This window comes from Erwinia sp. JH02, from assembly GCF_013074405.1.
Classification (GTDB): Bacteria; Pseudomonadota; Gammaproteobacteria; order Enterobacterales; family Enterobacteriaceae; genus Erwinia; species Erwinia rhapontici.
In genome coordinates, this window is the sequence record NZ_JABANZ010000001.1 from 697,121 (window position 1) to 722,166 (window position 25,046).

At 53.1% G+C, this 25,046-nt stretch carries 27 protein-coding genes; 13 read left to right on the forward strand and 14 right to left on the reverse strand.

The window, feature by feature from the left end:
• Nucleotides 1–12: 12 nt before the first annotated feature.
• Together betB and betI are read right to left on the reverse strand one after the other, a co-directional pair.
• A complete protein-coding gene (gene betB, locus HHI26_RS03190) occupies nucleotides 13–1,470 on the reverse strand; it encodes a betaine-aldehyde dehydrogenase (RefSeq protein ID WP_133845461.1) in 1,458 nt (485 codons plus the stop codon).
• Nucleotides 1,471–1,490: 20 nt separating this feature from the next.
• Complete coding sequence (gene betI / locus HHI26_RS03195; protein ID WP_133845208.1) at nucleotides 1,491–2,090, reverse strand: transcriptional regulator BetI; 600 nt, start codon at nucleotides 2,088–2,090, stop codon at nucleotides 1,491–1,493.
• Between the two features lie 554 nt (nucleotides 2,091–2,644).
• On the opposite strand from betI, the gene dtpA reads away from it, so the two are divergent.
• The gene (gene dtpA / locus HHI26_RS03200; RefSeq protein ID WP_133845210.1) at nucleotides 2,645–4,138 is read left to right on the forward strand and encodes a dipeptide/tripeptide permease DtpA; all 1,494 of its coding nucleotides are present in this window, start codon (nucleotides 2,645–2,647) and stop codon (nucleotides 4,136–4,138) included.
• Nucleotides 4,139–4,184: 46 nt separating this feature from the next.
• Here dtpA and HHI26_RS03205 read toward each other — a convergent pair whose 3' ends face one another.
• Both HHI26_RS03205 and HHI26_RS03210 read right to left on the reverse strand, forming a co-directional pair.
• Entirely contained in the window at nucleotides 4,185–5,072 is an 888-nt protein-coding gene (locus tag HHI26_RS03205) for a pyridoxamine 5'-phosphate oxidase family protein (protein ID WP_133845212.1), read from the reverse strand.
• A gap of 2 nt (nucleotides 5,073–5,074) precedes the next feature.
• Nucleotides 5,075–5,692, reverse strand: a complete 618-nt coding sequence (locus HHI26_RS03210) for a glutathione S-transferase (RefSeq protein WP_171148576.1) — start codon at nucleotides 5,690–5,692, stop codon at nucleotides 5,075–5,077.
• A gap of 93 nt (nucleotides 5,693–5,785) precedes the next feature.
• On the opposite strand from HHI26_RS03210, the gene HHI26_RS03215 reads away from it, so the two are divergent.
• Together HHI26_RS03215 and gstA are read left to right on the forward strand one after the other, a co-directional pair.
• Nucleotides 5,786–6,703 carry a LysR family transcriptional regulator gene (locus HHI26_RS03215; RefSeq protein ID WP_133845216.1) on the forward strand — a complete coding sequence of 306 codons (918 nt, stop codon included), beginning with the start codon at nucleotides 5,786–5,788 and terminating at the stop codon, nucleotides 6,701–6,703.
• A 100-nt stretch (nucleotides 6,704–6,803) separates the two neighbouring features.
• On the forward strand, nucleotides 6,804–7,409 hold the full coding sequence (gstA, locus tag HHI26_RS03220; protein ID WP_133845218.1) for a glutathione transferase GstA: 606 nt from the start codon (nucleotides 6,804–6,806) through the stop codon (nucleotides 7,407–7,409).
• Nucleotides 7,410–7,455: 46 nt separating this feature from the next.
• On the opposite strand, the gene pdxY is transcribed toward gstA, so the two are convergent.
• The 5 genes from pdxY to anmK all read right to left on the reverse strand — a co-directional run bounded on the left by pdxY (nucleotide 7,456) and on the right by anmK (nucleotide 12,026).
• Nucleotides 7,456–8,316 (reverse strand): pyridoxal kinase PdxY, encoded by an 861-nt coding sequence (gene pdxY, locus HHI26_RS03225; protein WP_133845220.1) that lies wholly within the window; start codon nucleotides 8,314–8,316, stop codon nucleotides 7,456–7,458.
• A 71-nt stretch (nucleotides 8,317–8,387) separates the two neighbouring features.
• Entirely contained in the window at nucleotides 8,388–9,662 is a 1,275-nt protein-coding gene (gene tyrS, locus HHI26_RS03230) for a tyrosine--tRNA ligase (RefSeq protein ID WP_133845222.1), read from the reverse strand.
• A gap of 134 nt (nucleotides 9,663–9,796) precedes the next feature.
• Nucleotides 9,797–10,453 (reverse strand): pyridoxamine 5'-phosphate oxidase, encoded by a 657-nt coding sequence (gene pdxH / locus HHI26_RS03235; protein ID WP_159337207.1) that lies wholly within the window; start codon nucleotides 10,451–10,453, stop codon nucleotides 9,797–9,799.
• Nucleotides 10,454–10,517: 64 nt separating this feature from the next.
• Nucleotides 10,518–10,844, reverse strand: a complete 327-nt coding sequence (locus tag HHI26_RS03240; protein ID WP_133845226.1) for an MliC family protein — start codon at nucleotides 10,842–10,844, stop codon at nucleotides 10,518–10,520.
• A 63-nt stretch (nucleotides 10,845–10,907) separates the two neighbouring features.
• On the reverse strand, nucleotides 10,908–12,026 hold the full coding sequence (gene anmK, locus HHI26_RS03245; RefSeq protein ID WP_171148577.1) for an anhydro-N-acetylmuramic acid kinase: 1,119 nt from the start codon (nucleotides 12,024–12,026) through the stop codon (nucleotides 10,908–10,910).
• A 274-nt stretch (nucleotides 12,027–12,300) separates the two neighbouring features.
• Here anmK and slyB point away from each other — a divergent pair, with 274 nt between their 5' ends.
• Nucleotides 12,301–12,768 carry an outer membrane lipoprotein SlyB gene (gene slyB, locus HHI26_RS03250; RefSeq protein WP_133845463.1) on the forward strand — a complete coding sequence of 156 codons (468 nt, stop codon included), beginning with the start codon at nucleotides 12,301–12,303 and terminating at the stop codon, nucleotides 12,766–12,768.
• Nucleotides 12,769–12,814: 46 nt separating this feature from the next.
• Here slyB and slyA read toward each other — a convergent pair whose 3' ends face one another.
• Nucleotides 12,815–13,252 (reverse strand): transcriptional regulator SlyA, encoded by a 438-nt coding sequence (gene slyA, locus HHI26_RS03255; protein WP_133845230.1) that lies wholly within the window; start codon nucleotides 13,250–13,252, stop codon nucleotides 12,815–12,817.
• 152 nt (nucleotides 13,253–13,404) lie between these two features.
• Between slyA and HHI26_RS03260 the strand changes: the two genes are divergently transcribed.
• From HHI26_RS03260 to HHI26_RS03270, 3 genes are read left to right on the forward strand one after another with little or no spacing between them, the layout of a single operon-like run.
• Nucleotides 13,405–13,638: a DUF1656 domain-containing protein gene (locus tag HHI26_RS03260; protein WP_133845465.1), complete on the forward strand. Its 234-nt coding sequence runs from the start codon at nucleotides 13,405–13,407 to the stop codon at nucleotides 13,636–13,638.
• A gap of 4 nt (nucleotides 13,639–13,642) precedes the next feature.
• On the forward strand, nucleotides 13,643–14,500 hold the full coding sequence (locus tag HHI26_RS03265; RefSeq protein ID WP_171148578.1) for an HlyD family secretion protein: 858 nt from the start codon (nucleotides 13,643–13,645) through the stop codon (nucleotides 14,498–14,500).
• On the forward strand, nucleotides 14,497–16,503 hold the full coding sequence (locus tag HHI26_RS03270; RefSeq protein WP_133845234.1) for an FUSC family protein: 2,007 nt from the start codon (nucleotides 14,497–14,499) through the stop codon (nucleotides 16,501–16,503). Before HHI26_RS03265 ends, HHI26_RS03270 begins: the two co-directional genes overlap by 4 nt.
• Before the next feature lie 38 nt (nucleotides 16,504–16,541).
• Here HHI26_RS03270 and HHI26_RS03275 read toward each other — a convergent pair whose 3' ends face one another.
• The 3 genes from HHI26_RS03275 to HHI26_RS03285 form a co-directional block, all read right to left on the reverse strand.
• Nucleotides 16,542–17,438: an aldo/keto reductase family oxidoreductase gene (locus tag HHI26_RS03275; RefSeq protein WP_133845236.1), complete on the reverse strand. Its 897-nt coding sequence runs from the start codon at nucleotides 17,436–17,438 to the stop codon at nucleotides 16,542–16,544.
• An 87-nt stretch (nucleotides 17,439–17,525) separates the two neighbouring features.
• Entirely contained in the window at nucleotides 17,526–17,765 is a 240-nt protein-coding gene (locus tag HHI26_RS03280; protein ID WP_159337210.1) for a DUF1289 domain-containing protein, read from the reverse strand.
• A gap of 42 nt (nucleotides 17,766–17,807) precedes the next feature.
• Entirely contained in the window at nucleotides 17,808–18,722 is a 915-nt protein-coding gene (locus tag HHI26_RS03285; protein ID WP_166653745.1) for a LysR substrate-binding domain-containing protein, read from the reverse strand.
• A 101-nt stretch (nucleotides 18,723–18,823) separates the two neighbouring features.
• Here HHI26_RS03285 and HHI26_RS03290 point away from each other — a divergent pair, with 101 nt between their 5' ends.
• The 6 genes from HHI26_RS03290 to rnt all read left to right on the forward strand — a co-directional run bounded on the left by HHI26_RS03290 (nucleotide 18,824) and on the right by rnt (nucleotide 24,247).
• Nucleotides 18,824–19,468 carry an NAD(P)-dependent oxidoreductase gene (locus tag HHI26_RS03290; protein WP_133845240.1) on the forward strand — a complete coding sequence of 215 codons (645 nt, stop codon included), beginning with the start codon at nucleotides 18,824–18,826 and terminating at the stop codon, nucleotides 19,466–19,468.
• Nucleotides 19,469–19,575: 107 nt separating this feature from the next.
• Nucleotides 19,576–21,213 (forward strand): phosphoethanolamine transferase EptA, encoded by a 1,638-nt coding sequence (gene eptA / locus HHI26_RS03295; RefSeq protein ID WP_167864606.1) that lies wholly within the window; start codon nucleotides 19,576–19,578, stop codon nucleotides 21,211–21,213.
• Nucleotides 21,214–21,251: 38 nt separating this feature from the next.
• A complete protein-coding gene (locus HHI26_RS03300; protein ID WP_133845244.1) occupies nucleotides 21,252–21,842 on the forward strand; it encodes a TetR/AcrR family transcriptional regulator in 591 nt (196 codons plus the stop codon).
• A 44-nt stretch (nucleotides 21,843–21,886) separates the two neighbouring features.
• Nucleotides 21,887–22,987, forward strand: coding sequence for an alkene reductase (locus HHI26_RS03305; protein WP_133845246.1), 1,101 nt, complete (start codon nucleotides 21,887–21,889; stop codon nucleotides 22,985–22,987).
• An 87-nt stretch (nucleotides 22,988–23,074) separates the two neighbouring features.
• Nucleotides 23,075–23,482, forward strand: coding sequence for a lactoylglutathione lyase (gloA, locus tag HHI26_RS03310; RefSeq protein WP_133845248.1), 408 nt, complete (start codon nucleotides 23,075–23,077; stop codon nucleotides 23,480–23,482).
• A 96-nt stretch (nucleotides 23,483–23,578) separates the two neighbouring features.
• Nucleotides 23,579–24,247 (forward strand): ribonuclease T, encoded by a 669-nt coding sequence (gene rnt / locus HHI26_RS03315; RefSeq protein ID WP_133845250.1) that lies wholly within the window; start codon nucleotides 23,579–23,581, stop codon nucleotides 24,245–24,247.
• Between the two features lie 76 nt (nucleotides 24,248–24,323).
• Here the strand turns inward: rnt and HHI26_RS03320 are convergent, their stop codons facing one another.
• Nucleotides 24,324–24,662: a Grx4 family monothiol glutaredoxin gene (locus tag HHI26_RS03320; RefSeq protein ID WP_133845252.1), complete on the reverse strand. Its 339-nt coding sequence runs from the start codon at nucleotides 24,660–24,662 to the stop codon at nucleotides 24,324–24,326.
• Nucleotides 24,663–25,046: the final 384 nt, after the last annotated feature.

The window sequence follows — 25,046 nt, forward strand, 5'->3', positions numbered from 1 at the left end:
CGCGGCGAAAAATCAGAACGCGGATGGATACTCACCCATCTCGATCAGAATAGATTTGGTTCTGGTGTAGTGATGCAGCGTTTCCAGACCATTTTCACGCCCTACGCCCGACTGCTTATAGCCGCCAACAGGCATCGGTGCAGGTGACTCGCCCCAGCTGTTTACCCAGCAGATACCGGCTTCCAGCTGATGGATCACCCGATGTGCGCGATTCAGTGAAGTGGTAAACACCCCGGCCGCCAGACCGTACTCGGTATCATTGGCGCGCTTGATGACTTCGTCTTCATCGTCAAACACCAGGATGCTCATAACAGGGCCAAAGATCTCTTCACGCACGATACGCATGTCGTCGGTGCAGTCGGTAAAGACCGTTGGCTGCACGTAACACCCTTTCGCCAGTGGACCTTCGGTAATACGTGAACCGCCAGCCAGCAGACGCGCCCCTTCTTGTTTACCGATCTCCAGATACGAGACCACTTTCTGGCAATGCCCTTCACTCACCAGCGGGCCAAAGTTGACCGCCGGGTCGGTCGGGTCACCACAGTGGATCCCGGCCATTTTCTCTTGCAGACGTTTTTCAAAGGCAGGCAACAGCGAACGCTGGACAAACACGCGCGTTCCGTTGGTGCATACCTGGCCGCTGCTGTAGAAGTTTGCCATCATCGCGCCGTCGACCGCACGCTCCAGATCGGCGTCCTCAAACACCACCAGCGGTGACTTCCCGCCCAGCTCCATAGTGACAGACTTCAGGTTAGCCAGTGCGGCATCGGCCATTACGCGTTTACCGGTGTTCACTTCACCCGTAAAGGACACTTTGGCAATCCCGGTGTGCTGACTCAACCCCTGACCCACGGCAGCAGCGCCCTGAACGACGTTGAACACGCCATCCGGCAGCCCGGCTTCGGTAAAGATTTTGGCCAGTTCGAGTACGCTGAGAGGCGTGACTTCACTCGGCTTGAAGATCATCGCGTTGCCCGTTGCCAGCGCAGGTGCGCTTTTCCACAGGGCAATCTGAATCGGATAGTTCCAGGCACCAATGCCAGCACAGACGCCCAGCGGCTCGCGGCGGGTATAGACCAGCGCGGTGTCACGCAGCGGAATGGATTCGCCTTCGACGGCGACGGCCAGCCCGGCGTAATACTCCAGCACATCCGCGCCGGTGACGATATCCACGGCTGAGGTTTCACCGATCGGTTTGCCGGTATCGGCCGTTTCCAGCTCGGCCAGTTCCTGATTGCGTTCGCGCAACAGGGCAACGGCCTTCAGCAGAACGCGGCTGCGTTCAACCGGAGTATAGCTACGCCAGATACGCTGGCCGGCTTGTGCAGAAGCAACAGCGTCATCAATATCCTGCTGGCTGGCGGCGGTTATTTCAGCCAGGACATTGCCGTTGGCAGGGTTAACGGTGGTGAACAGTTCGCCATTGCCAGGCACTTCGCGTCCGTTGATGTATAAACCGCGGCGTTTCATATCGGCCATGTCTCCTCCTGTCAGGGGGTGGGTGCGCTGTTCAGCCACAGCGCAAGATTTTGATAACAAAGCATGCGGGCCTGATCCAGGCCCTGTTCCATCGGCTGAGGTGCCAGCGTCATGCGCAGCCACACCCCATCAATCAGCGCCGCAAGACATGCACCTGCGGCACGGGCCTGTTCCTCAGGCAAAACACGGCGGAAATGCGCCGTCAGATTGGAATAAAGGCGACGATCGTTCATGCGTTGCAGGCGGTGCAGATTTGGCTGATGCAGGCTGTCAGCCCAAAACACCAGCCAGGTTTTCAGCACTGGCGCAGCAATCTGTGTAACGTCAAAATTGCCATCGATAATAGCGCGGATCTGCGCAGCAGGGTCCGGTGCCGCCTTCTGACGATGGTGCTCTAATGCTACATAGAGGTCAGAGAGGATCTGGCGCATACAGGCGTCGAGCAGACCGTTTTTGTCGCCAAAATAGTGGCTGACAATCCCGGTAGAAACCCCGGCTTCTTTCGCTATTAATGCCAGACTGGCATCTGCCAGTCCGACCCGGTCAATTACCGTCAGCGTCGCATTAATCAACTGCGCCTGACGAATCGCCTTCATTCCAATTTTTGGCATTGCTTCATCGGTTTTAACTATTGAATGAGCTTAATTGTAGACGTTTTATATTGAACGTTCAATTAATAAAAAACATTTGGAACTTATCAGTTGCTTTGCAACAAAAATTATCACACCTTCTGTGATTAAAATCACACAAAGTGGCTTTACCTGTTATTCACTCCACACACCCGTAATACAACAACCAACAATCACTAATAAAACCCTATAAAACAGTCAATAAATCTCACAAATTTATTTATTGAAGACGTTACAACCAGAAAAGCCATCACCAGAATTATTGTCTGCCCATCGGACGATCACGCAACAACCACTGGTGCAATCATTCACATAAATCACCAAAATCAGCACAATAAAACAAGTAAACTGCAAGCCCACTCATTTAAGACTGTTATTTCATCAGTTAGCGATATTGAAATAACGCTTGCCTCAAGGCCTGCAATCGGCGAAATTATTTGGCGTTTTTCCATCTTATAACTATACGGTGAGCGCACGTCCCGCGTTACGCCGACTTATTTCCTGTCACGAAACAGGTCAAGCATTCAGAGGTACTAGTGTCAACTGCAAACAAGAAACCTGAGGTAGCAAGCCTCAACGCGTTCAAGCAACCCCGATCGTTTTATCTGATTTTCTCCATCGAGTTATGGGAGCGTTTCGGTTACTACGGCCTGCAAGGGATTATGGCTGTCTACCTGGTGAAAATGCTGGGGATGTCAGAAGCGCAGTCCATTACCCTGTTCGCTTCGTTCAGCGCCCTGGTGTATGGACTGGTCGCCGTTGGCGGATGGCTCGGCGATAAGGTGCTGGGAACCAAGCGCGTTATCGTGCTCGGCACGCTGGTGCTGGCGCTGGGCTACGCGCTGGTGGCCTGGTCAGGTCACGACATTAGCCTGGTGTATATCGGCATGGCGACCATCGCCGTGGGTAATGGCCTGTTTAAAGCTAACCCGTCGTCTCTGCTGTCTACCTGCTATGAGAAAGACGATCCGCGCCTCGACGGTGCGTTCACCATGTATTACATGGCGATTAATATCGGGTCCTTCTTCTCTATGCTTGCCACGCCGTGGCTGGCGGCGGAGTTTGGCTGGAGTACGGCATTTGCTCTGTCATTTGTCGGCATGCTGATCACCCTGGTGAACTTTATGTTCTTCCGTAAATGGGTGAAAAATCACGGTTCGAAAGCAGATTTTGCCCCGCTGGACATTCGCAAATTGCTGATGACGCTGGTTGGTATTGTCGTCATGATCACCCTGGCAACCTGGTTGCTGCATAACCAGGGTATTGCCCGCCTGGTACTTGGCGTGATCGCTGTCGGTATCGTACTGGTGTTTGCCAAAGAAACCTTCGCACTGAAAGGCCATGCGCGCCGCAAGATGATTGTCGCTTTTGTACTGATGGTACAGGCTATCGTCTTCTTCGTGCTGTATATGCAGATGCCCACCTCGCTGAACTTCTTCGCTATTCGTAACGTCGAGCACAGCATTCTGGGCATCACTTTCCAGCCAGAGCAGTTCCAGGCACTGAATCCTTTCTGGATTATGGTGTTCAGTCCGTTGCTGGCCGCTATCTATAACAAGATGGGCGACCGCCTGCCGATGCCACATAAGTTTGCGCTGGGCATGGTGCTGTGCTCCGCAGCCTTCCTGGTGTTGCCGCTGGGTGCCTCTCTGGCTAACGAGTTGGGTATTGTTTCCGTCAACTGGCTGATCCTCAGCTACGCGCTGCAAAGCGTTGGGGAACTGATGATCTCTGGTCTGGGCCTGGCGATGGTGGCACAGTTGGTTCCACAGCGTTTGATGGGCTTTATCATGGGTTCCTGGTTCCTGACCACCGCAGGTGCTGCCATGGTGGCCGGTAAAGTGGCCAACCTGATGGCGGTGCCAGAAAACATTACCGATCCGCTGCTGTCGCTGCACGTTTATGGTGATGTGTTCCTGAAAATCGGCATCGTCACTGGGGTGATCGCTGTACTGATGATGTTCACAGCTCCCCTGCTGAACCGTATGACTCAGGACGGGACCCCCGCTCCGCAGAACGCGAATGACTGATTACTAACAGTATGATGATGAGGGCGACAGTGATGTCGCCCTTTTTTTATCTTTCAGCTGCCAGTGTGGACACGGCATATTCCACGTCCGTTCCGGCAGCGGGTAATAACTGCCTGAGGCGCAGGATGCGTTCCGGTTCAACCGTCCAGTAACGTTCCACTCGCCCTTCCCCCGGTGATTGCCACAGGATCTCAGCCCTTCCCTGAATATGCAGTGCTGCACCCTGATGGAAGTCCATGATCAGCAAAGCACAGCGGGGATCCAGCAGCAGGTTTCCCAGCGTGTTCATATAACGATTACCTGAATAATCCGGGATAAAAAGCTTTCCCTGCCTGAGGGTGATAAACCCGGGTAACCCTCCCCGATGCGAGATATCCGCCCCTCCCATTCCCTGACTGCGCGGTGCATGGCTGGCCACAAAGAAAGTATCCGCAGCAGAAATCAGATAGCGCGCATCGGCATCCAGCGTGTAGAGGGGTTCGATATGCAGCGATCGTCGCTTATCCTGCGCGGGCAGTGTTCGTCGCTGGATATACTGCGGACAGTTGCCAAAACTTTCCTGTACATGCAGCTGTAGCCGATTGTCACTGAAACCCTCTACCACTGCGTTGACCCGATTACGGCGACGGCTGGCGAAGTCGATGCCAAGGCCACCGAACGCCATTCCGGACTTCAATGCAGGCAGATAAGGTACCGCCTCGATGGCACTGCGCAGCAGGGAAAAATGGCTCTCATCCGGCGTAGTAATGAACCCGGGAGCCCCCTGAACCAAGGCTGCAAACGGGTAACCGCTGTCATCCTGTACGGTCATATAGAAAGTCTGCAGGTCCTGATAAAACAGACGGTGCTGTTCAGGCATCGATGGATAAAGGGCGGCTTTCACCTGCTGATAGCCTGCTTTTTTCTGCGCCTGCAACTCCCCTGGATGGAACATCGTTACGCTTCCGCCGGTAAAGGCAGAGGTGGCAGCGTGATAAAGCCCGGCAGTGCGGCCGTCTGCTGCAACCAGGCCTGAATGTGGGGATAGGCATGCAGACCAATGCCCCCTTCAGGCGCACAGGCCACGTAGGCATAACAGGCCAGATCAGCAAGGGTGGCACGTTTTCCCACCAGCCACTGACGATCGCTAAGATGTGCCTCCAGTTGAGGTAAAAATTTCTTTGCCACATATACCGCTGAAGCGTAGTTTTCCGGCGCGTTGAACTGCTTAATCAGACGCGCAGACGCCACACCATAACGGATTTCTCCGGCGGCTTTTGCCAGCCACTGGTGCACCTGCACCTCCTCCAGCAAATCAGCCGGCAACCAACCACTGTCGGGTGCGTAGCGCTTCACCAGCCAGATAAGAATGGCATTACTGTCGCTGATCACCGTGTCACCATCCACTAAAACGGGCACCTGCCCGAGAGGATTGAGCGCCCGATATCCGGCACTTTGTCTGACCTCGGCATCAGCTTCAACCCAGGTGGCGGAAAGACCCAGTATGCTTAACAACACGCTGACGCGGTGAACGTGGCCGGAAAGTCCGGTGCCATATAACGTTAATGAACTCATGATGATCTCCTGTTTTTTACTCAGCTTACTCTTGCTGAAAACGAGGTAAACAGGCAAAAATAGCAATTCATAATTTCGCAAAGTGGAATAATCATGGATAAACTGGATGAACTGGCGGTGTTTGTCGCCGTGGTGCAACAGGGGAGCCTTGCCGCAGCGGCACGCACTCTGCGGCGGTCGCCTCCGGCGATTACGCGTGCCCTGACAGCGCTGGAAAGCCGTTTTGCCGTGAACCTGATTGAACGAACTACCCGGCGTCTGTCGCCCACGCCCGCCGGACTGGCGCTTTTTGAACGTGCAAAAGGCGTGCTGGAGGATTATCAGCAAGCACTGAACGCCACCACCCGCAATCAGCTGAGTGGCAGGGTCCGTCTGACCGCGCCGGTTCAGTTCGGCCGCCAGCATATTGCACCGCTGGTGCTGACATTTCTCGATCGCTACCCCGATATCCAGATTGACCTGATGCTCAGTGACCGTTATCAGGACCTCATCGAACAGGGGCTGGATATGGCGGTACGCATCGGCCAGTTGCGGGACTCCTCACTGGTGGCGACGGAGGTGGGTCAGGTGCAAAGGATGCTGGTTGCCAGCCCTGACTACCTCACCCTGCACGGCACACCGCTGACGCCCGCCATGCTGATCGATCATCACCTCATCGCCAGTGCGGCACTCACCGCGCAAAGAGAATGGCGCTTCGGCCCTGAGGTGCAGCAGGAGCGAGTACGCATTACGCCAAGACTGACTGTCAATGAGGTCGAAACTCAGCTGATTGCTGCCCGCGCCGGGAAAGGTATTGCCCGCCTGCTCTCTTATCAGGTGCATGATGACCTGCTGCGGGGCACCCTGATCGAAATTCTGCCGGACTTCCGCCCTCCGGCCGTTCCGGTGCAACTGGTCGCGCAGAACGTAAAATATATGCCGGCAAAAGTGCGCGCATTCTGGGATCTTGCCCGGACATCTCTGCCTGAACTGAGCAGTCTGGGGCAGCAGCGTTTGCCAGTGGTTAATTAACCCGCAAAAAATGCGCCATTGTCCGCGCGTTGACACTGACTTTTATGTTCTTCGGCAGTAAGCTGAGGAGATGGTCATCATTCAATGAAAGGAGCGAGCAATGAAGCTGTTCTGTAAACCCGGGGCCTGTTCACTGTCACCCCATATTGTGCTGCGCGAATCCGGCCTTGATTTCACGCTGGTCACCGTGGATACCAAAACGAAGAAGACGGAACAGGGCGAAGACTATCTGCGAATCAATCCGAAAGGCCAGGTTCCGGCGCTGCAACTTGATGACGGGTCGGTGCTGACTGAAGGCGTGGCGATTGTGCAGTATCTTGCCGACCTGAAACCTGACCGCCAACTGCTGGCCCCACCCGGCAGCCTGACACGCTACCATACGCTCGAATGGCTCAATTATATTGCCACTGAACTGCATAAAGGGTTCAGCCCGCTGTTTCGCCCCACCACTCCGGACGAGTTTAAGGTACTGTCCAGAGAATTGCTGGAGCAGAAATTCCAGTACGTGAATGCCGAATTAAAAGAGAAGCAGTGGCTGATGGGGCTGCGTTTCACCGTGGCAGATGCTTATCTGTTTACCGTGACCCGCTGGGCTCATGCGTTGAAGCTGAACCTGAGTGGACTGGATGCGTTAAACGACTGGTTTGAACGGGTGGCTGCGCGCCCTGACGTGATCGCGGCGCTGAAAGCTGAAGGGTTGAACTAATGACGACGGCAGGCCTAAAAGGCCTGCCCGGTATCGCGATAGCGGGTCAGAGTTTCTCTGCCGCAAAATGCTGCTGCGGTTCAGCAATCGCCTGCTGTGCAGCAACCAGCTGTAGCTCATACTCACCCATCTGATGGGTTTTCAGCATCACTTCATACACAGCGGCCGTCACATGTTCCAGCGCCTGTTGCAGCGATAGCCCGTGCAGGAGGTCCACCAGCAATAATCCGCTGGTCAGGTCACCCACCCCTACCGGCTGGCGCACGCCAAAGTCAATCAGCGGACGGGCAATATGCCAGGCTTCATCTGCCGTCACCAGCAGCATTTCGAAGCGATCGCTACGGTAACCGGCCCGCGCAAGGTGCTTAATCAGCACCACTTTTGGCCCTTTAGCAATCAGCTCACGTGCTGCCGCAACAGCCTGCTCCACATCGGCCACCTGACGCCCGCTCAACATTTCCAGCTCCAGCAGATTGGGCGCGATAATATCACTGGCGGGTAGGGAGGCATTCGCATGGAACTCAGCCACACCCGGTGCCACAATGCAGCCCTTTTCCGGATGGCCCATCACCGGATCACAGAAATACCAGGCTTCCGGGTTTGCCGCTTTGACCATCCGTACAATCTCAAGAATAGCCTCTCCCTGCTCGGCGGAGCCGAGATAACCACTTAACACCGCATGGCAGGTTTTCAGACGATCAATATCACCAATACCCCGGGCAATCTCGGTCAGATGGCTGGCCGGCATGACCGTTCCGGCCCAGTGACCATACTGAGTATGGTTGGAAAACTGAACGGTATTCAGTGGCCAAACGTTTGCGCCCAGGCGGCGCATAGGAAATTCTGCTGCACTGTTTCCGGCGTGACCAAAAACAGTATGGGACTGGATGGAGAGAATATTTTTCATCGCGCGACTCTGACCCTTCTTGCCTAAAAAAAGCCGGCATTGCCGGCTTCAGTACGTAACGAACCTGCTTATTATTTCCAGCTGATTAAGCTGTAGTTCTTTTTACCACGGCGCAGCAGGGTGTATTTGCCGTACAGGCGGTCGGCCTCTACGAAGGCATACTCTGCCTCCGTTTGCAGTGCACCGTTGATGCTGATGGATTTCGCCTCGATCAGTTTACGAGCCTGACCACGTGACGGGGCCAGCTCGGTATTGACCAATGCCTGTTGCAGATCCTGCCCGTTTTCCAACTCAACACCCGGCATGCCATCCTGTGCCAGCTGTGCCAGATCCTGTTCCGTGAGTTCGCTCAGCGCCCCGGAGAACAGGCTTTGGGTAATGCGCTGTGCAGCCACCAAACCGTCCTCACCGTGTACCAGTTTGGTCACCAGTTCGGCCAGAACATACTGGGCACGGGGTGCTTTACCGCTGTTTTTGTCTTCATCTTCCAGTGCGTTGATCTCGTCAATACTCAGGAAAGTGAAGAACTTCAGGAAACGATATACGTCTGCGTCAGCGGTGTTGATCCAGAACTGATAGAACTTGTAAGGGCTGGTTTTTTTCGCGTCCAGCCACACAGCGCCACCTTCGGTTTTACCGAATTTGGTGCCGTCAGATTTAGTGATCAGCGGAACGGTCAAACCAAACACCTGGTTCTGGTGCAGACGACGCGTCAGGTCGATACCGGAGGTGATGTTCCCCCACTGGTCAGACCCACCAATCTGCAACGCCACGCCGTGGCGCTCGTTCAGACAGGCGAAGTCGTAACCCTGTAGCAGGTTGTAAGAAAACTCAGTAAAGGAGATCCCCTGGTCATCACGATTCAGACGTTGCTTAACGGCTTCCTTGTTAATCATCTGGTTAACAGAGAAGTGCTTGCCAATATCACGCAGGAAGGTCAGCACATTCATGCCGCCAAACCAGTCATAGTTGTTGGCTGCAATCGCGCTGTTGTCGCCGCAGTTGAAATCAAGGAAAGGGGCAACCTGATGGCGGATTTTATCGACCCATTCATTCACGGTATCACTGGTGTTCAGCTTACGCTCGGCTGCTTTAAAGCTCGGGTCGCCGATCAGGCCAGTTGCGCCACCGACTAAAGCCACTGGCTTATGTCCGGCATCCTGAAAACGTTTCAGGCAGAGCAACGGCACCAGATGCCCCAAGTGCAAGCTGTCGGCAGTCGGGTCGAAGCCACAATAGAGTGCGATTGGCCCCTGCGCCAGTCGTTCTGCTAACGCCTCTTCATCCGTTACCTGGGCGACAAGGCCCCGCTCTTGCAATTGTTTGATCAGGTTACTGCTGGCCATCTAAGACTCCATGTGAAAAAGTCTGCACCTAAGCTGGTACACAGCTTTCCGCTGAAACGCGGAGAGAAAATAAGGGATATAGAATAATGGGCCGGACCGCTGCGATCCACCCATTGACGGCATTATTTCGTGTTTTAGGGTGCCAGGCGGTCGATTTTCCATGCGTCATCTTCACGCTGGTAGAAAAAACGGTCATGCAGACGGTGAGCGCCGCCCTGCCAAAACTCCATTGAGTCAATGTTGACCCGATAACCGCCCCAGAAACTCGGCAGCGGAATTTCACCCTGCTGGAACTTCTGCTTCAGTTCAAGGAACTTGCCTTCGAGAATGCCACGGGCAGAGATGCGGCTGGATTGCTTCGACACCCAGGCCCCCAGCTGACTGTCTCGCGGGCGGCTGTGGAAGTATTTCAAGACTTCTAGCGTAGATAAACGCTCAACACTCCCCAGCACCATGACCTGACGTTCCAGCATATGCCAGGGAAACAGCAGGCTGATGCGCGGGTTAATTTCAAGCTGCTGCGCTTTGCGGCTGCCCAGGTTGGTGTAAAACACCATGCCGCGCTCATCAAAATGCTTCAACAGGACGATACGCTGATAGGGTTGTCCTTGGTCATCCACCGTGGCCACACTCATGGCCGTGGGATCCGGCAACTGTGCTTCAACCGCCTGGTTAAGCCAGTGTTCAAACAAGGTCAACGGATTAGCGGGGAGATCCTTGCGGCGCAGGCCGCCACGGGTGTATTCACGCCGCAGATGGGCAATTTGTTGCAGATGGTCGCTGTCAGTCATCGCTCTGGCTTCTGATAAGTAGGGATACCGCATTGTGCGCCGCACCCTACAATAGTTCAATGGGTTAACTGGCTGGTTGCTGAAGCTGACAGTCATCGATAATGATTTTGTCATTGCGCTCAATGAATGCGCTGTCGCCCTTCGACCAGAAAACGTAATGCTCATCGCTGTAGCGGGTTCCGGACGCCGCAGGCTGCTGCTTCAGCACCAGCGGTTGACCGTCGAGGATCAGGCTAACTTCGCTTTTACTGTTATCCAGTTTGACCGTTAACGGCAGCGTGCCGCAGGTATAATGCAATGTGTTGACCGGCGTATGAGAGTCGGTCTGAAAATAGCTGCATCCTGACAGCGCCACCAGCATGCCGGCGACGGCGATATACCCCTTTTTCATTGTTTATTCCTTGTGAGCTACGGGAGGTTCACTTAGGCTAAAACGTCTTTTCAGGTGATGCAATCAGCGAAAAGGACGATTTGCCGGGAATATTGCCCCGATCACGCTGGCCTCACGCGCACCGGTCACCGACGGTAAATTGCCGGGTAACCCACTCAAGGTACACCAGGCCAGCCAGGCGAAAGCCAGTGCTTCCATATCATCGCCACTGATGCCAGCCTGGTCGGTACTCGTCACTTCCGTCCCGGCCAGCTGCGCCGCCAGACGGGACATCAACAGGGGATTGTGGCCCCCACCGCCGCAGACCAGCAGCCTGTCACACCCCCCGCTGAGTAAGACCTGTTGTGCGATAGTGGTTGCCGTCAGTTCCACCAACGTTGCCTGCACATCCTGTGCGGGCAGACCCGGGAAGGATGACAGCTGCTGTTCCAGCCAGCTCAGATTGAAATATTCACGTCCGGTGCTTTTCGGTGCACTCAGTGCAAAATAGGGGTCACTGAGCATCTGTTGCAGCAGTGGCCAGGCCACGTGACCGCCGGCCCCCCATGCCCCCTCTTTATCATAGGGTTTGCCCTGCTGCCGCCAGATCCAGGCATCCAGCAGCATATTGCCAGGCCCGGTATCAAACCCACGCAATGTTTGCCCGGGTAGCAGCAAAGACAAATTCGCAATGCCTCCGATGTTCAGCACCATGCGGCGCTCAGTGGGGTGCATCAGTACCGCATGGTGGAAAGCCGGCACCAACGGTGCGCCCTGCCCGCCCAGCGCCATATCGCGCCTGCGGAAATCGCCCACTACGGTGATACCCGTTGCTGCTGCGATTTGATTATTATCGCCAATTTGTAAGGTATTTGGGGCATCGCCCTGCGGCTCATGCCACACGGTCTGGCCGTGACAACCAATGGCGGTAATATCATCCGCTGACAATCCCTGCTGCTTGAGTAACGCCAGTACCGCATCCGCAAACAACCGTCCTAAGCGGGTATCCAGTTGCCCTAACTGCGACAGCGTTAATGATTGCCCCTGGCAGATCGCCAGGATCTGCTGGCGCAGCGTTTGTGGGATCGGGTGACTATAGCTGGCCTGCTGTGCCACCATATGTTCATCAATCACCGCCATCACCACATCAACGCCGTCCAGGCTGGTGCCAGACATAACGCCAATAAACCGACCTGATTTCATGCCTTCGCCTTATCCCGTCTGCGGGTATGAGTGTCATTGCGCCAGCCTGGCAAAATTAGCGCGTCAATTCTATGATTTAGTGATCTTTTATTCACGTTGTTAACGACGTCGTATTTTCTTGTCGTGATTGAATCCACGTTTAAGCACTCCAGGTTATCTTTCTGCGGTGCTTTTACAAACTAATTGTGAGAAAGGCGCGGCTTGTACCTTATAATAGTGTTATTGACCGCTGCCCGATGATCCGCAGCACCTGCTACACATAGGAGTTTTAATGATGACGATGCGTTTATTAATCGTGGCGCTTGCCGGGATAACGCTGGCTGGCTGTGTAAATGACAATACTCTTTCCGGTGATGTTTACAGCGCCTCTGAAGCTAAACAGATTCAGACCGTGAGTTACGGTACGCTGGTATCTGTTCGTCCGGTGCAAATTCAGGGTGGCGATGACAGCAACGTTATCGGTGCCATTGGTGGTGCAGTACTGGGCGGTTTCCTTGGTAACACAGTTGGTGGTGGTGCGGGTCGTAGTCTGGCAACCGCAGCTGGTGCCGTCGCTGGTGGTGTTGCAGGCCAGGGTGTTCAGGGCTCGCTGAATAAAAGCCAGGGCGTTGAGCTGGAAATCCGCAAAGATGATGGCAACACCATCATGGTGGTCCAGAAACAGGCTGTAAGCCGCTACTCTGTAGGTCAGCGCGTAGCAATGGCGTCAAACGGTAGCCAGATCACTGTTTCCCCACGCTAATGACACAGTAGCGCATAAAAAAACCGGCTCCTTATGCCGGTTTTTTTTATTCATCTCGTCCCTGAAGCTCAAGAATATTCTTTTCCAGTCTGGCAATCAGCGTCACCATTTTGTCGATCTCCGGCTGAGAAATTCCGGCCAGGATGTCATCACGAGTCGCATCAATCACATGCTCAACCTGAGTAATAATCGGTTCTGCCTGCGCCGTGAGGCTGATACGCTTAGCACGGCGGTCATTCGCACAGGTGCTGCGCGTGATTAACCCTTTCTCTTCCAGCTGGTCGAGGGTGCGTACCAAAGAAGGTTGCTCAATACCAATGGCTTTTGCCAGCTGAATTTGCGACTGTTCAGGCGGTAGCTGGTGGATGTTGTGTAACGTCACCCAATGGGTTTGTGTCAGCTGCAACGGTTTCAATCGCTGATCAATTAATGAGCGCCATATACGTACCAATCTTGACAAGTCGGTTCCCAGAGTTGTATTCAATTTCTACCTCTTATAATTAGCTTGCTAGCTATCAAGCATGATTTTAGACTATTCTGCGAGTTTACAAGGCAAAACACAAATCCATCATAATCAGATGGACTCATTCAGTTATCCTCATCGGTAATTCACTGGTCATAGGGATTTTGTGTGTGATGACATCAATATTAACGGCTGCCAGCCCCATCACCGAGCTGGTGCTCGGGGACTCACTTTTTTTTCCGCCCCTGTTCAAAGTCGTTCTGCTCGGTTTTTTCTTATGGCTGCTACTTCATCCGTTACTGCGTGACTGGATGTACTCAGGCGAGATCTGGCACCCCACTTTATTGGATCTCTCCTTGTTTACTCTCTGCATAGCCGCCTCTCTGGGGTTGTTAATCGTCGGGTAACGTAATGAAACTAAATTATTTAAGATACTTTTCCACCGTGTTTTTTTTCGCGGCGGCACTCTGTGCCGGCTGGTGGATGTGGAATTACTATATGCAGTCACCCTGGACACGAGATGGCAAAGTCAGAGCCGAACTGGTCAGTATTACTCCACAGGTTTCCGGGCGCATTGTTGAGCTCGATGTCGAAGATAACCAGTTTGTGACTAAAGGAACCCGCTTGTTTACCCTTGATGATAAGCCCTATCGTATTGCCGTACTGAATGCAGAAGCCCAACTGGCAAAAGCACAGTCGGACCTTATCAAGGCACAGCATGAGGCTCATCGCCGTCAAAATCTTGGCCGTAATGTTATTTCAGAAGAAGCGCTTGATGTCGCTAATCTCAACGTCAAGGCAATGGAAGCAAACGTTAAGGCTGCTCAGGCTGAGGAGGACCGTGCACGCTGGAACCTGTCGCAAACCGTGGTTTTTGCCCCCACCGATGGCTGGATCAACAATCTGGAAACCCGGATAGGCAACTACGCCACCACCGGATCACCGCTGTTTGTGCTGGTAGATAGCCATTCGTTTTACGTGATGGGTTATTTTGAAGAGACCAAGCTGCGTCATATCCGCACAGGCGCCAAGGCGAATATCACCCTGTACAGTAACGATCAGCCACTCACCGGCGTGGTACAAAGTATTGGCCGGGCAATCTACGACCAGAGTATCGAATCCGACAGCGGCCTGGTGCCGGATATCAAACCGAACGTCCCCTGGGTCCGGCTGGCCCAGCGCGTACCGGTGCGTATCCGCCTGACTCATCTTCCGCCCGCCATAACACTGGTCGCCGGGACCACCTGCACAATTTCTGTCCAGCAATGAGTCGACTTAATCTGAGCTGGCTGCAATGGCAGCAGTTGCCGTGGAACAAAGCCACTGCTGCGCAATGGCGCTACGCCTTGCGTAATACCATCGCCATGTGTCTGGCCTTGAGTATCGCTTACGGTCTTCAGCTGGATGAACCTTACTGGGCGATGACCTCTGCTGCCGTGGTGAGTTTTCCTACTGTTGGCGGCGTGATCAGTAAAAGCCTCGGGCGCATTGTGGGGAGTATGCTGGGCGCGACGGCAGCCCTGGTGATCGCCGGTCATACACTGGACGAGCCATGGCTTTTTGCAGTGTCGATTGCAAGCTGGCTGGCTTTGTGCACGTGGATATCAAACCATTATCAGAATAATGTGGCCTACGCCTTTTCGCTGGCAGGCTATACCGCCGCCATCATCGCCTTTACCTGTGTCAATGAAGTTGAGATCGACAGTATATGGACCATTACGCAGGCACGCGTCTGTGAGGTCATTTCCGGAATACTGTGCGGCGCACTCATGATGATGATCTTGCCCAGCACCTCGGATGGAGAGACGTTAATTCATTCCCTCAAAGAGATGCACAGCAAGCTGCTCGCCCATGCAACGGAGATGTTAAATAAAGAGGACACCAGCACGATACGCCAGGCCCACGAAAACGTGATTGGCGAAATCCTGACAATGAATCTGCTGCGCATCCAGGCATTCTGGAGTCATTACCGCTTTCGCCGTCAAAACAATGTGCTGAACTATGTTTTGCACCAGCAGTTGCGCCTGACCAGCATTATCTCCAGCCTGCGTCGGATGTTGCTTAACTGGGAAAACCCACCAGAAAACCTGTTTGTAACGCTACATCAGCTACTGGAAGCCATGGCTAAGGGTGAAAAAGATAAGTATTACCTGGCGCAAATACTCTATCGCGCTGCCCCGATGGACACGACGGACTATCGGCACCGGGCCTTCTGGGAGCAGCTACGTTATTTCTGCTGGCTGTATCTGAATATCGCACGCTGGCTACGCCAGTTCGAACGTGCAGATAACCATACGGATCTCACTCCTCCGGTTGTGCCATCACTGGCTCGCGAAGCAGATGGGGCAGAAGCCAGCTGGAATGCGCTGCGAACCTTTTGTGTGATTTTTTTCGGAACCAGTTTCTGGATCACAACGCAGTGGGATTCCGGTGACTCAGCACTGACGCTGGCCGCTATCAGTTGCGTGCTTTATTCATCTTCTGCATCCCCGGTCAGCAGCGCCACATTATTGATCAAAACACTGGTGCTGCTGTCACTCTTCAGCTTTGTCATGAAGTTTGCTTTCATGATTCAGGTGACCGTACTGTGGCAATTTCTTATCGTACTTTTCCCTCTGCTGATCACCATGCAACTGATTAAATTACAGGATAAAAAACGGGCTGCCCTTTGGGGGCAACTGGTTGTTTTTATGGGGTCCTTCCTGTCAGTCACCAATCCCCCCACCTATGATTTTTCGGGTTTTGTTAATGATAACCTGGCAAAAGTCTGTGGCGTGGCGATGGTCTGGCTGGCCTTCTGTATTTTGCGTCCCAGTTCTGATAAACACCGCAGCAGGCGTCATATCCGCGCTTTGCGCAGTGAGTTTGTCGACCAGTTGGGAAGACGCCCTCGCCTAAGTCAGAATAGTTTTGAATCGTTGGTTTATCACCGCATCAACCAACTTAAAAATAGTCGCGATGACCAGGCACATCTGTGGCTGATGCGCTGGGGCGTTGTATTGCTCAACTGTTCGCATATTGCCTGGAATCTGCGCAACTGGAAAACACCCTCTTCAGCATTAGCAAATATACGCGACGCCGTGCTACACGATTTGCAATCTATTATCAGTGAACGCGGGATACACCCTATTCCCCTGAACGATACGTTGAAAACACTACAACAGCGCATCGATATACTGCGTGATACTCATGAAGATCAAGGCATCGATCTGGCCGGGATTATCTGGCGTTTATACTGTTCACTCTCACGGTTGCAAACGACATCAACGTGATGTCGTCAGACAATGATGCTACTACTGTTGATTGCGGATTACGGCACATCAAAACCCAGGGCCGCTTTACGAATACGGAACCACTGCTGACGAGTCAGCGTCACGTTAACCGCTCTCGCTGCCGCGCTGACTCGTTCAATTTTACCACTTCCAATAATCGGCAGTGGCTTAGAAGGTAATTGCAGAATCCAGGCATAAATCAACTGCTCAATATTCTCTGCACCGGTCTCTTGCTGGATCAATAACAGTTCATCACGCAGCGGCTGGAACTCAGGTGCGCTGAACATCGTCCCGCCTGCAAGACATGACCATGCCATCGGCCTGACCCGCATCTGCTGACACTGATCCAGCGTACCGTCTAATAACAGCGGCTGGTGCACAGGGGAAATTTCAACCTGGTTGGTGACCAGTGTAAACGGCAGTCGTGACTGTAACAGCGAATATTGTGCAGGAGTAAAGTTAGATACACCGAAATGTTTTACTTTTCCGCTTTGATGAAGCTGCTGAAACGCACTGGCAACTTCATCTGCCTCCATGAGGGGATCGGGACGATGGATCAATAACAGATCGAGGTAGTCGGTATTAAAATAACGCAGGGAATTTTCAGCACTCGTCATGATGTGCGCGGCATCAGTGACATAGTGACCCAGGGCGTTGTCTGGGTTTGCCGTTGTGGCAATCCCGCATTTCGTCACCAACTCCAGACGTTGACGCAAAGACGGTTGCAGGCGCAGTGCTTTGCCAAACTCGGCTTCACACTGATAGCCGCCATAAATATCAGCGTGGTCAACCGTACTGATACCACATTCCAGATGTTGCTCAATAAATTGCACCAGCTGCTGAGAGGTCATTCCCCACTCCATCAACCGCCAGTATCCCATCACCAGCGGTGAAAATGACGGTCCCTGTGGGGCGATCTGTACACGTTGTAGCATCTTATTCTTACTCCCGTTGATGAAATAGCTGACCCGGATAATACGCCATCAGGTCATCGCTACAACAGGGGCGGATCAAACTCCGCGTCAAAACAACGTGGGTTGCTCTGGCTGATCCGGAATGTCTGGATTCTCCCCACGACGCTGGCGCTGGAGACGCAGGCGACACAGACGCAGAACGTCACGTTTCTGTGCATCGTTATACGTCATCCAGTTGAACCGTTCTTCACGGCTACGCAGGCAGCCACGGCAGTAACCGCGTTCGTTAACCTGACAGATCCCGCGACAGGGACTGGGTACCGGGAAAAACTCTAATTGCTCTGCCACCGCCACTCCTGGTAAGTTCACTCTGTCTTCATTGAAGACGGCTCATCCCATGTCTGCAAGTGTGACCCGGTGATTTTTACTAAAATAGTCACGTAACGCACGTAACGCCTGCTGACTTTTCTCCGGTAAAACGCGTTCCAGCGTGAGTGCCGTCAGCTTTAGAGGGCTGGCGCGCCACTCAGGCAGCAGCACCATGAGTTGCCCGCTGTGCAGCTCCTCCTGTATCTCCTGCAACGGCTGCAATGACAGCCCCATCCCCGCAACGGTAAATGCACGCATCACGTTCATACTGTCACTGACTACCTGCCCTTCAGCCAGACGCAGCGTCAACGCCCCTTCTCTTGGATGATGGAAATCAATATGGCGGTGCGTCCGATGACCGTGTATCCAGCGATGGGCTGAGAGTGCCTGCGGCGTTTGCGGCACGCCATAACGGCTGAGATAGGCGGGTGCTGCGCAGATAACCATCGGCCATTCTGCCAGCGGATGGGCAATAATATTGGCATCACTTAACTGGCGGCTAAAGCGTAAAGCAATATCAATCCGATGCTCAATCATATCCAGCACGTTATCGGTGGCAATAATGCGTAGCTTCAGCCCCGGATTCTGTTGTAACAAGGGTGATAACGCACTACACAGCGGCTGGCCGCCGATCCCTACCGTTGCGCTGATGCGCAACTCTCCGCTCAGCGTATCGCGCATTTCCGCGAGTCGTTTTTCCGCTTCCAGCGCGTGGTGAAGCATGGCCTCGCAGCCCGGATAGAATGCCGCCCCCGCCTCAGAAAGTGTGAGCTTTCGGGTTGAACGATGCAGTAATGGCACACCCACCGCCTGCTCAAGTGCCCGCAGATGCTGGCTAACCGCTGAAGGCGACATGCCCAGACGGCGTGCAGCGGCTGCCAGAGAGCCTTCGCTGACAACCGTTGCAAACACGGCCATACGATTGAGTTTTTCCATTATTCGTAAGTATCACTTCATTATAAAAGCTAAAATATGCCACTTATCATCCTATCTGTTAAGCCGTAAAGTTGAATCCACACTTACAGAGGAATGAATAAATGAAAATTACCATTATTGGCGCAACGGGTTTTGTCGGCCCTGATGTTGTAAAAGAAGCCCTGGCACGCGGCCATCAGGTGACGGCCCTCTCTCGCTCAGGAAAAAATCTGCCTTCAGATCCTCAGTTGACTGTGGTCACAGGTGATATTCATGACAGCGCCTGGTTGAGTGGCGTTCTGAAAGGTCAGGATGCCGTCATCAGCGCCTATAATCCGGGTTGGGCGGAGAGCGATCTTTTTGAAAAATTTACCCGCGGCAGCCAGCAAATCCTGCAAGCCGTAAAAAGCAGCGGCGTGAAGCGCATACTGGTAGTGGGTGGCGCTGGCAGCCTGGAAGTGGCTCCGGGCGTAGAGTTGGTCGATACGGAAGCCTTCCCGGCTAATATCAAACCCGGCGCGCTGGGTGCACGTGCATTGCGTAATCAGCTTCAGGCTGAAGAACAGGCGCTGGAGTGGACTTACCTTTCCCCGGCCGCGTTTCTCGAACCGGGCCCGCGCACCGGGCAGTTCCGTCTGGGCACCACCTCATTACTGATGGATGGAGACAAACCCGCGTCTGTCAGCGTTGCTGATCTGGCCGTAGCCATCCTGGACGAAATCGAACATCCGCAACATATTCGCCAGCAGTTTACCGTTGCTTACTAATATTATGGCCCGCTTCTGGCGGGCTATCCCGATGTTTAAGCAAAGTTAAGGTTTATCTAAGCTTTCCCGGTTACTCTTGTTTCAGATTATTCTGTTACTGGACGACCATGAAACGCCTGAACAAGTTACGTTGTAATGAAATTACCTTTAACGTTTGCGCTGCGCTGTTTTTCGCGCTGATACTCAACAGTATCTTCCTGCTTCGGGCATGGGAAATTATTCCCTATCAAGGACTGCACGACTATCTTTATGCGGCTACGCTTCCTCTGGTGCTGTTCTGCGCCTTTTTAGTGATCTTCAACGTCGCCGCCCTGCCGTGGCTACGTAAGCCTTTATTGGTGATACTGATCGTTGCCAGTGCCGCCGCCAACTACTTTATGTACAGTTTTGGTACGGTGATCGATACCAACATGATCCAGAACGTGTTTGAAACGGATCTGCAGGAAGCGACCTCGCTGTTCAGCGTGAAATATCTCCTCTGGCTGCTGCTACTGGGCGTACTCCCTGCGGCGATCATGTTGCTGACCCGAATCGAAAACAACCGCCCGTGGTGGATGGCTATCGTCTGGCGCGCAGTGACGTCTCTGAGTGCCATTCTTGTGGTACTTTTGGTGGCAGCGCTGTTCTACAAAGATTACGCCTCGATGATCCGTAATAATAAAGGTCTGGTGAAAATGATCACGCCAGCCAATGTGGTCAGCAGTATTGGACACTACACTGACAACCGCTGGTTTGCGGGTGATCAGGCGCTGATTAAAATAGGCCAGGATGCCCGTAAAGGCCCACAGTTAGCCGGTGAGCAGAAAAAAACACTGGTGATTTTTGTGTTGGGTGAAACCGCGCGGGCTGAAAACTTCTCACTCGGGGGCTATACGAGGGAAACTAACCCAAAACTGAAACGTGACAATGTCATCTACTATCGCAACGCTACGTCCTGCGGCACCGAAACCGCCATCTCCGTGCCCTGCATGTTTTCTAATATGCCGCGCCAGCAGTATGACGCGGGTCGTGCACACCATCAGGAAGGGTTGCTGGATGTCATGGCGCATGCCGGTGTTAACGTACTCTGGCGAGAAAATGACGGTGGCTGTAAAGGTGCCTGCGATCGCGTACCTCATACTGATATGACCAAATGGAAGGTCAGTGCATTATGCAAAAGTGATTACTGCCTTGATGACGTGCTGCTGCATCGCCTCAGTAACTATATTGACAGCGTGAAGGATGACACGGTGATTGTCCTGCATCAGATGGGCAGCCATGGCCCGGCGTACTATCTGCGTTACCCGGATGCCCTGCGACAGTTCACACCAACCTGTGACAGTAATCAGATTCAGGACTGCGACCCTCAGGCGCTGGTCAATACTTACGACAACTCCATTCTCTATACTGACAGCATGCTGGACAGCACGATTAATCTGCTGAAGTCGTACAGTGATAAATACAACGTGGCGATGGTCTATCTCTCCGACCACGGGGAGTCTCTGGGGGAACATGGGATGTATCTGCACGGCACCCCCTACGTGTTTGCACCGAGCCAGCAGACACATATTCCGTTTTTACTCTGGATGTCACCGGACTACGCCACCGCATTTGGCATTGATCAGCAATGCCTGCAACGACAGGCGCAGACCGATGATGTCTCTCAAGACAACATCTTCCATACCCTGTTGGGTATGATGAATGTGCAAACCCGGGAGTATCAACCTTCTCTGGATATGATCCGATCGTGTCGTAAAAGCAGCTAAGGGTTGAAACCGACCGTTCGGTCTAGTACTCTGCTGCGATGAATAAAACGACCCGCTTTGACACACGTGAACATCTGCTCGATACCGGTGAACTGCTCTGCCTTCAGCGCGGCTTCAACGGTATGGGCCTGATCGAGCTGCTGAAACAGGCAGAAGTGCCAAAAGGGTCGTTCTATTACTACTTTGCCTCTAAAGAAGTGTTCGGCGTTGCCATGCTGGAACGCTACTTCGCCCGCTATCATCAGCGTCTGCAAGATTATCTGAATGATCATCAGGATGATTCCCGCCAGCGCGTGCTCGACTATTATCATCAGTCACTCTCTTACTGTGAAGAAAGCAGTTTTGCGGGATGCCTGTCGGTGAAATTATCCGCCGAAGTCTGCGATCTGTCTGAAGCTATGCGCAGTGCGTTACATGCGGGATCAACCGCGTTGATGGATACCCTGAAGGCATCACTGGAAAGAGCACAACAACAGCAAACACTGCATGCTGACGTGAACAGTGCAGCCTGTGCACAAACCCTGTACACGCTGTGGCTGGGCGCCAGTCTGCAAAGTAAAATCTGCCGTGATAATGCACCGTTACTCAATGCATGGCAGGAAATGACGCGCATATTGCGTAAAGCTTAAAAAAAACAACCCACACTAGTCGACCGGTCTACCAGGAGTAAGTTATGAAACTGAACACGCTGTTTACCCCGTTGAAAACCGGTGCCATCACCGTGCCTAACCGCATTTTTATGGCACCGCTGACGCGCCTGCGTAGCATTGAGCCCGGCGATATCCCTACCCCACTGATGGGTGAATATTATCGCCAGCGCGCAACTGCCGGGTTGATTATTACTGAAGCGACACAGATCAGCTTCCAGGCGAAAGGTTATGCCGGTGCACCGGGATTACATTCATCAGAGCAGATGAGTGCCTGGAAAGCGATTAACGCCGGGATTCATCAGGATGGCGGCCACAGCGCCGTGCAGCTCTGGCACACCGGGCGTATTTCTCATGCCAGCCTGCAACCTGAAGGTAAGGATCCCGTTTCTGCTTCTGCTATTAATGCCGAAACCCGCACATCCCTGCGTGATGCAGAGGGGAAACCGGTACGCGAGGCCACTTCCACACCGCGCGCATTAGCCACGGCAGAAGTTGCAGGCATCGTTGGTGACTTCCGTCAGGCCGTAATTAATGCACGTGAGGCCGATTTTGATCTGGTTGAACTGCATGCCGCTCATGGCTACCTGATTCACCAGTTCCTTTCTCCGGCATCCAACCAGCGTGACGACCAGTACGGTGGCAGTATCGAAAATCGTACCCGCTTTGCGCTGGAAGTCGTGGATGCCGCCATTGCAGGCTGGAGTGCCGATCGCATCGGTATCCGTATTTCTCCGCTGGGGCCTTTCAACGGTCTGGATAACGGCGAAGATCAGGAAGAAGCCGCCCTGTACTTTATTGCTGAGCTGGCAAAACGCCAACTGGCCTACCTGCACATCTCTGAACCTGACTGGGCCGGTGGCAAGCCTTACACCCGTGAATTCCGTCAGGCCATCCGTGCTGTTTATCCTGGCGTCATTGTCGGCGCGGGCGGTTACACGGCAGAAAAAGCCGAAGCCCTTATCGGGCAAGGCCTGATTGATGCTGTTGCGTTTGGCCGCAGCTATATTGCCAACCCGGACCTGGTCGCGCGTCTGCAAAACGATGCTCCGCTGAACGAACCTAAGCCAGAAACTTTTTATGGCGGCGGTGCCGAAGGTTATACAGACTATCCGTTCCTCGGTTAATTTCCACAAGGGTTCGCACCCGATGGCATAATCGTTATACTGGTTTTTTTACGTCATCCATCGATGACGCCGATAAAAGAGGATGTTATGCGTTTACTTCACACCATGCTGCGCGTTGGCGATCTGCAACGCTCTGTTGATTTTTATACTAAAGTGCTGGGCATGCGCCTGCTGCGCACCAGTGAAAATACCGAATATAAATACACCCTCGCGTTTGTCGGCTACACCGAAGAGAGCGAAGGTGCTGTCATTGAGCTGACCTACAACTGGGGCGTGGATAAATACGACCTGGGCAATGCTTACGGACATATCGCACTGGGCGTGGATGATGTGGCCGCGACCTGCGATCGTATCCGCAACGATGGCGGGAACGTGACCCGTGAAGCCGGTCCGGTAAAAGGTGGCACCACCGTGATCGCGTTTGTTGAAGACCCGGATGGCTATAAAATTGAGCTGATCGAGAACAAACAAGCGGGTAATGGCCTCGGCCACTAAGTATTTCGGGTGCCTTTTAGGCACCCGCTTCCCCTCCCTGCTGCATCCCCCGACAAAATTTGCCATAATGCGCGCTGCCTTTTTTTCTCCTGTGAGATGCCGATGTCTGAATCGAATGAACTGAATACCCTTAGCAGCCGTTTTCGCGGTTTTTATCCAGTCGTTATTGATGTTGAAACCGCCGGTTTTGATGCCAAAACTAACGCATTACTGGAAATCGCAGCGGTGACGCTAAAGATGAATGACGATGGCTGGCTGGAGAAAGATGAGACGATCCATTTCCACGTAGAGCCTTTTGTCGGTTCAGTTCTGCAACCTGAAGCGCTGGCATTTAACGGTATCGACCCGGAGAATCCGCTGCGCGGTGCGGTCAGTGAACATGAAGCGTTGCATGCCATTTTCAAACTGGTGCGCAAGGGAATTAAGGAGAGCGGCTGTAGCCGGGCGATTATGGTGGCACACAACGCCACATTCGATCTGAACTTCATGAATGCGGCTGCCGAACGCGCCAGCCTGAAGCGTAATCCTTTCCACCCATTCGTCACCTTTGACACCGCGGCACTCAGCGGGCTTGTACTGGGGCAAACCGTTCTGGCGAAGGCCTGTACCGCAGCTGGAATGCCTTTTGATAACGCCCAGGCACACTCCGCACTGTACGATACCCTGCAAACGGCCGATCTGTTCTGCGAACTGGTCAACCGCTGGAAACGTCTGGGAGGCTGGCCACTGCCGGTTGATGCAGAAAGTGACGACAGCGAAGAATAAAGCAACGTGCTGTAAACTCGAAAAAAAACCGGACCTCTCAGGGCCCGGTTTTTTTTATGCTGCCAATAAGCCTGCGTTACTCTGCGGCGTCAGACGGATATTTCTGCGCAGTTTCTTTAATCAACTGCTGCAGCTCGCCGCGCTGATACATCTCGATGATGATATCGCAGCCACCCACCAGCTCACCGTCTACCCACAGCTGTGGGAACGTTGGCCAGTTGGCATATTTTGGCATTTCTGCACGGATGTCCGGGTTCAGCAGAATATCAACGTACGCGAAGCGCTCGCCACAAGCAGATAACGCCTGAACAGCCTGAGCAGAGAAACCGCAGCTTGGCAGTTTAGGGGACCCTTTCATGTACAACAGAATAGGGTTTTCAGAGATCTGACGTTGAATTTTTTCAACAGTACTCATAAATATCTTCCTCAATACGATACATCGTGTGTAGGCTGGGCGCAGCCTGCTTATTGTAGCGATTCTGCCCTGGCGATGAAAATGACATTTTCACATGCGAGAGAGGTAAAAATGTGACCAATAGACAAAACAGGGAAACAAAATAACATTTTCTTATCATCACTGCTGCACCTGTTATGACTAACACTGGTTTTATTGCTGGGTTAACCACCTGATTGTGCTCAATATTACATCATTTTCTTGATCTGTATTATTGAAACAAAAAAGACCTTACCCTTTGTTAAGAAGTTAGATTAGAATTGGCCTAACCTTCTGCATACCGCAGAAATCTCTTTTTTTACCGCGTTGCTGCTTTTTTGTAGCGCACAAACTGTTAATGGGAAC

Excerpts from the sequence above, each read along its gene's own strand:
- betB (WP_133845461.1), bottom strand. The coding sequence starts at position 1,470 with ATGAAACGCCGCGGTTTATACATCAACGGACGCGAAGTGCCTGGCAAT.
- betI (WP_133845208.1), bottom strand. The coding sequence starts at position 2,090 with ATGCCAAAAATTGGAATGAAGGCGATTCGTCAGGCGCAGTTGATTAAT.
- HHI26_RS03205 (WP_133845212.1), bottom strand. The coding sequence starts at position 5,072 with ATGTTCCATCCAGGGGAGTTGCAGGCGCAGAAAAAAGCAGGCTATCAG.
- HHI26_RS03210 (WP_171148576.1), bottom strand. The coding sequence starts at position 5,692 with ATGAGTTCATTAACGTTATATGGCACCGGACTTTCCGGCCACGTTCAC.
- HHI26_RS03215 (WP_133845216.1), top strand. The coding sequence starts at position 5,786 with ATGGATAAACTGGATGAACTGGCGGTGTTTGTCGCCGTGGTGCAACAG.
- gstA (WP_133845218.1), top strand. The coding sequence starts at position 6,804 with ATGAAGCTGTTCTGTAAACCCGGGGCCTGTTCACTGTCACCCCATATT.
- pdxY (WP_133845220.1), bottom strand. The coding sequence starts at position 8,316 with ATGAAAAATATTCTCTCCATCCAGTCCCATACTGTTTTTGGTCACGCC.
- tyrS (WP_133845222.1), bottom strand. The coding sequence starts at position 9,662 with ATGGCCAGCAGTAACCTGATCAAACAATTGCAAGAGCGGGGCCTTGTC.
- pdxH (WP_159337207.1), bottom strand. The coding sequence starts at position 10,453 with ATGACTGACAGCGACCATCTGCAACAAATTGCCCATCTGCGGCGTGAA.
- HHI26_RS03240 (WP_133845226.1), bottom strand. The coding sequence starts at position 10,844 with ATGAAAAAGGGGTATATCGCCGTCGCCGGCATGCTGGTGGCGCTGTCA.
- anmK (WP_171148577.1), bottom strand. The coding sequence starts at position 12,026 with ATGAAATCAGGTCGGTTTATTGGCGTTATGTCTGGCACCAGCCTGGAC.
- slyB (WP_133845463.1), top strand. The coding sequence starts at position 12,301 with ATGACGATGCGTTTATTAATCGTGGCGCTTGCCGGGATAACGCTGGCT.
- HHI26_RS03260 (WP_133845465.1), top strand. The coding sequence starts at position 13,405 with ATGACATCAATATTAACGGCTGCCAGCCCCATCACCGAGCTGGTGCTC.
- HHI26_RS03265 (WP_171148578.1), top strand. The coding sequence starts at position 13,643 with ATGAAACTAAATTATTTAAGATACTTTTCCACCGTGTTTTTTTTCGCG.
- HHI26_RS03270 (WP_133845234.1), top strand. The coding sequence starts at position 14,497 with ATGAGTCGACTTAATCTGAGCTGGCTGCAATGGCAGCAGTTGCCGTGG.
- HHI26_RS03275 (WP_133845236.1), bottom strand. The coding sequence starts at position 17,438 with ATGCTACAACGTGTACAGATCGCCCCACAGGGACCGTCATTTTCACCG.
- HHI26_RS03285 (WP_166653745.1), bottom strand. The coding sequence starts at position 18,722 with ATGGAAAAACTCAATCGTATGGCCGTGTTTGCAACGGTTGTCAGCGAA.
- HHI26_RS03290 (WP_133845240.1), top strand. The coding sequence starts at position 18,824 with ATGAAAATTACCATTATTGGCGCAACGGGTTTTGTCGGCCCTGATGTT.
- eptA (WP_167864606.1), top strand. The coding sequence starts at position 19,576 with ATGAAACGCCTGAACAAGTTACGTTGTAATGAAATTACCTTTAACGTT.
- HHI26_RS03300 (WP_133845244.1), top strand. The coding sequence starts at position 21,252 with ATGAATAAAACGACCCGCTTTGACACACGTGAACATCTGCTCGATACC.
- HHI26_RS03305 (WP_133845246.1), top strand. The coding sequence starts at position 21,887 with ATGAAACTGAACACGCTGTTTACCCCGTTGAAAACCGGTGCCATCACC.
- gloA (WP_133845248.1), top strand. The coding sequence starts at position 23,075 with ATGCGTTTACTTCACACCATGCTGCGCGTTGGCGATCTGCAACGCTCT.
- rnt (WP_133845250.1), top strand. The coding sequence starts at position 23,579 with ATGCCGATGTCTGAATCGAATGAACTGAATACCCTTAGCAGCCGTTTT.
- HHI26_RS03320 (WP_133845252.1), bottom strand. The coding sequence starts at position 24,662 with ATGAGTACTGTTGAAAAAATTCAACGTCAGATCTCTGAAAACCCTATT.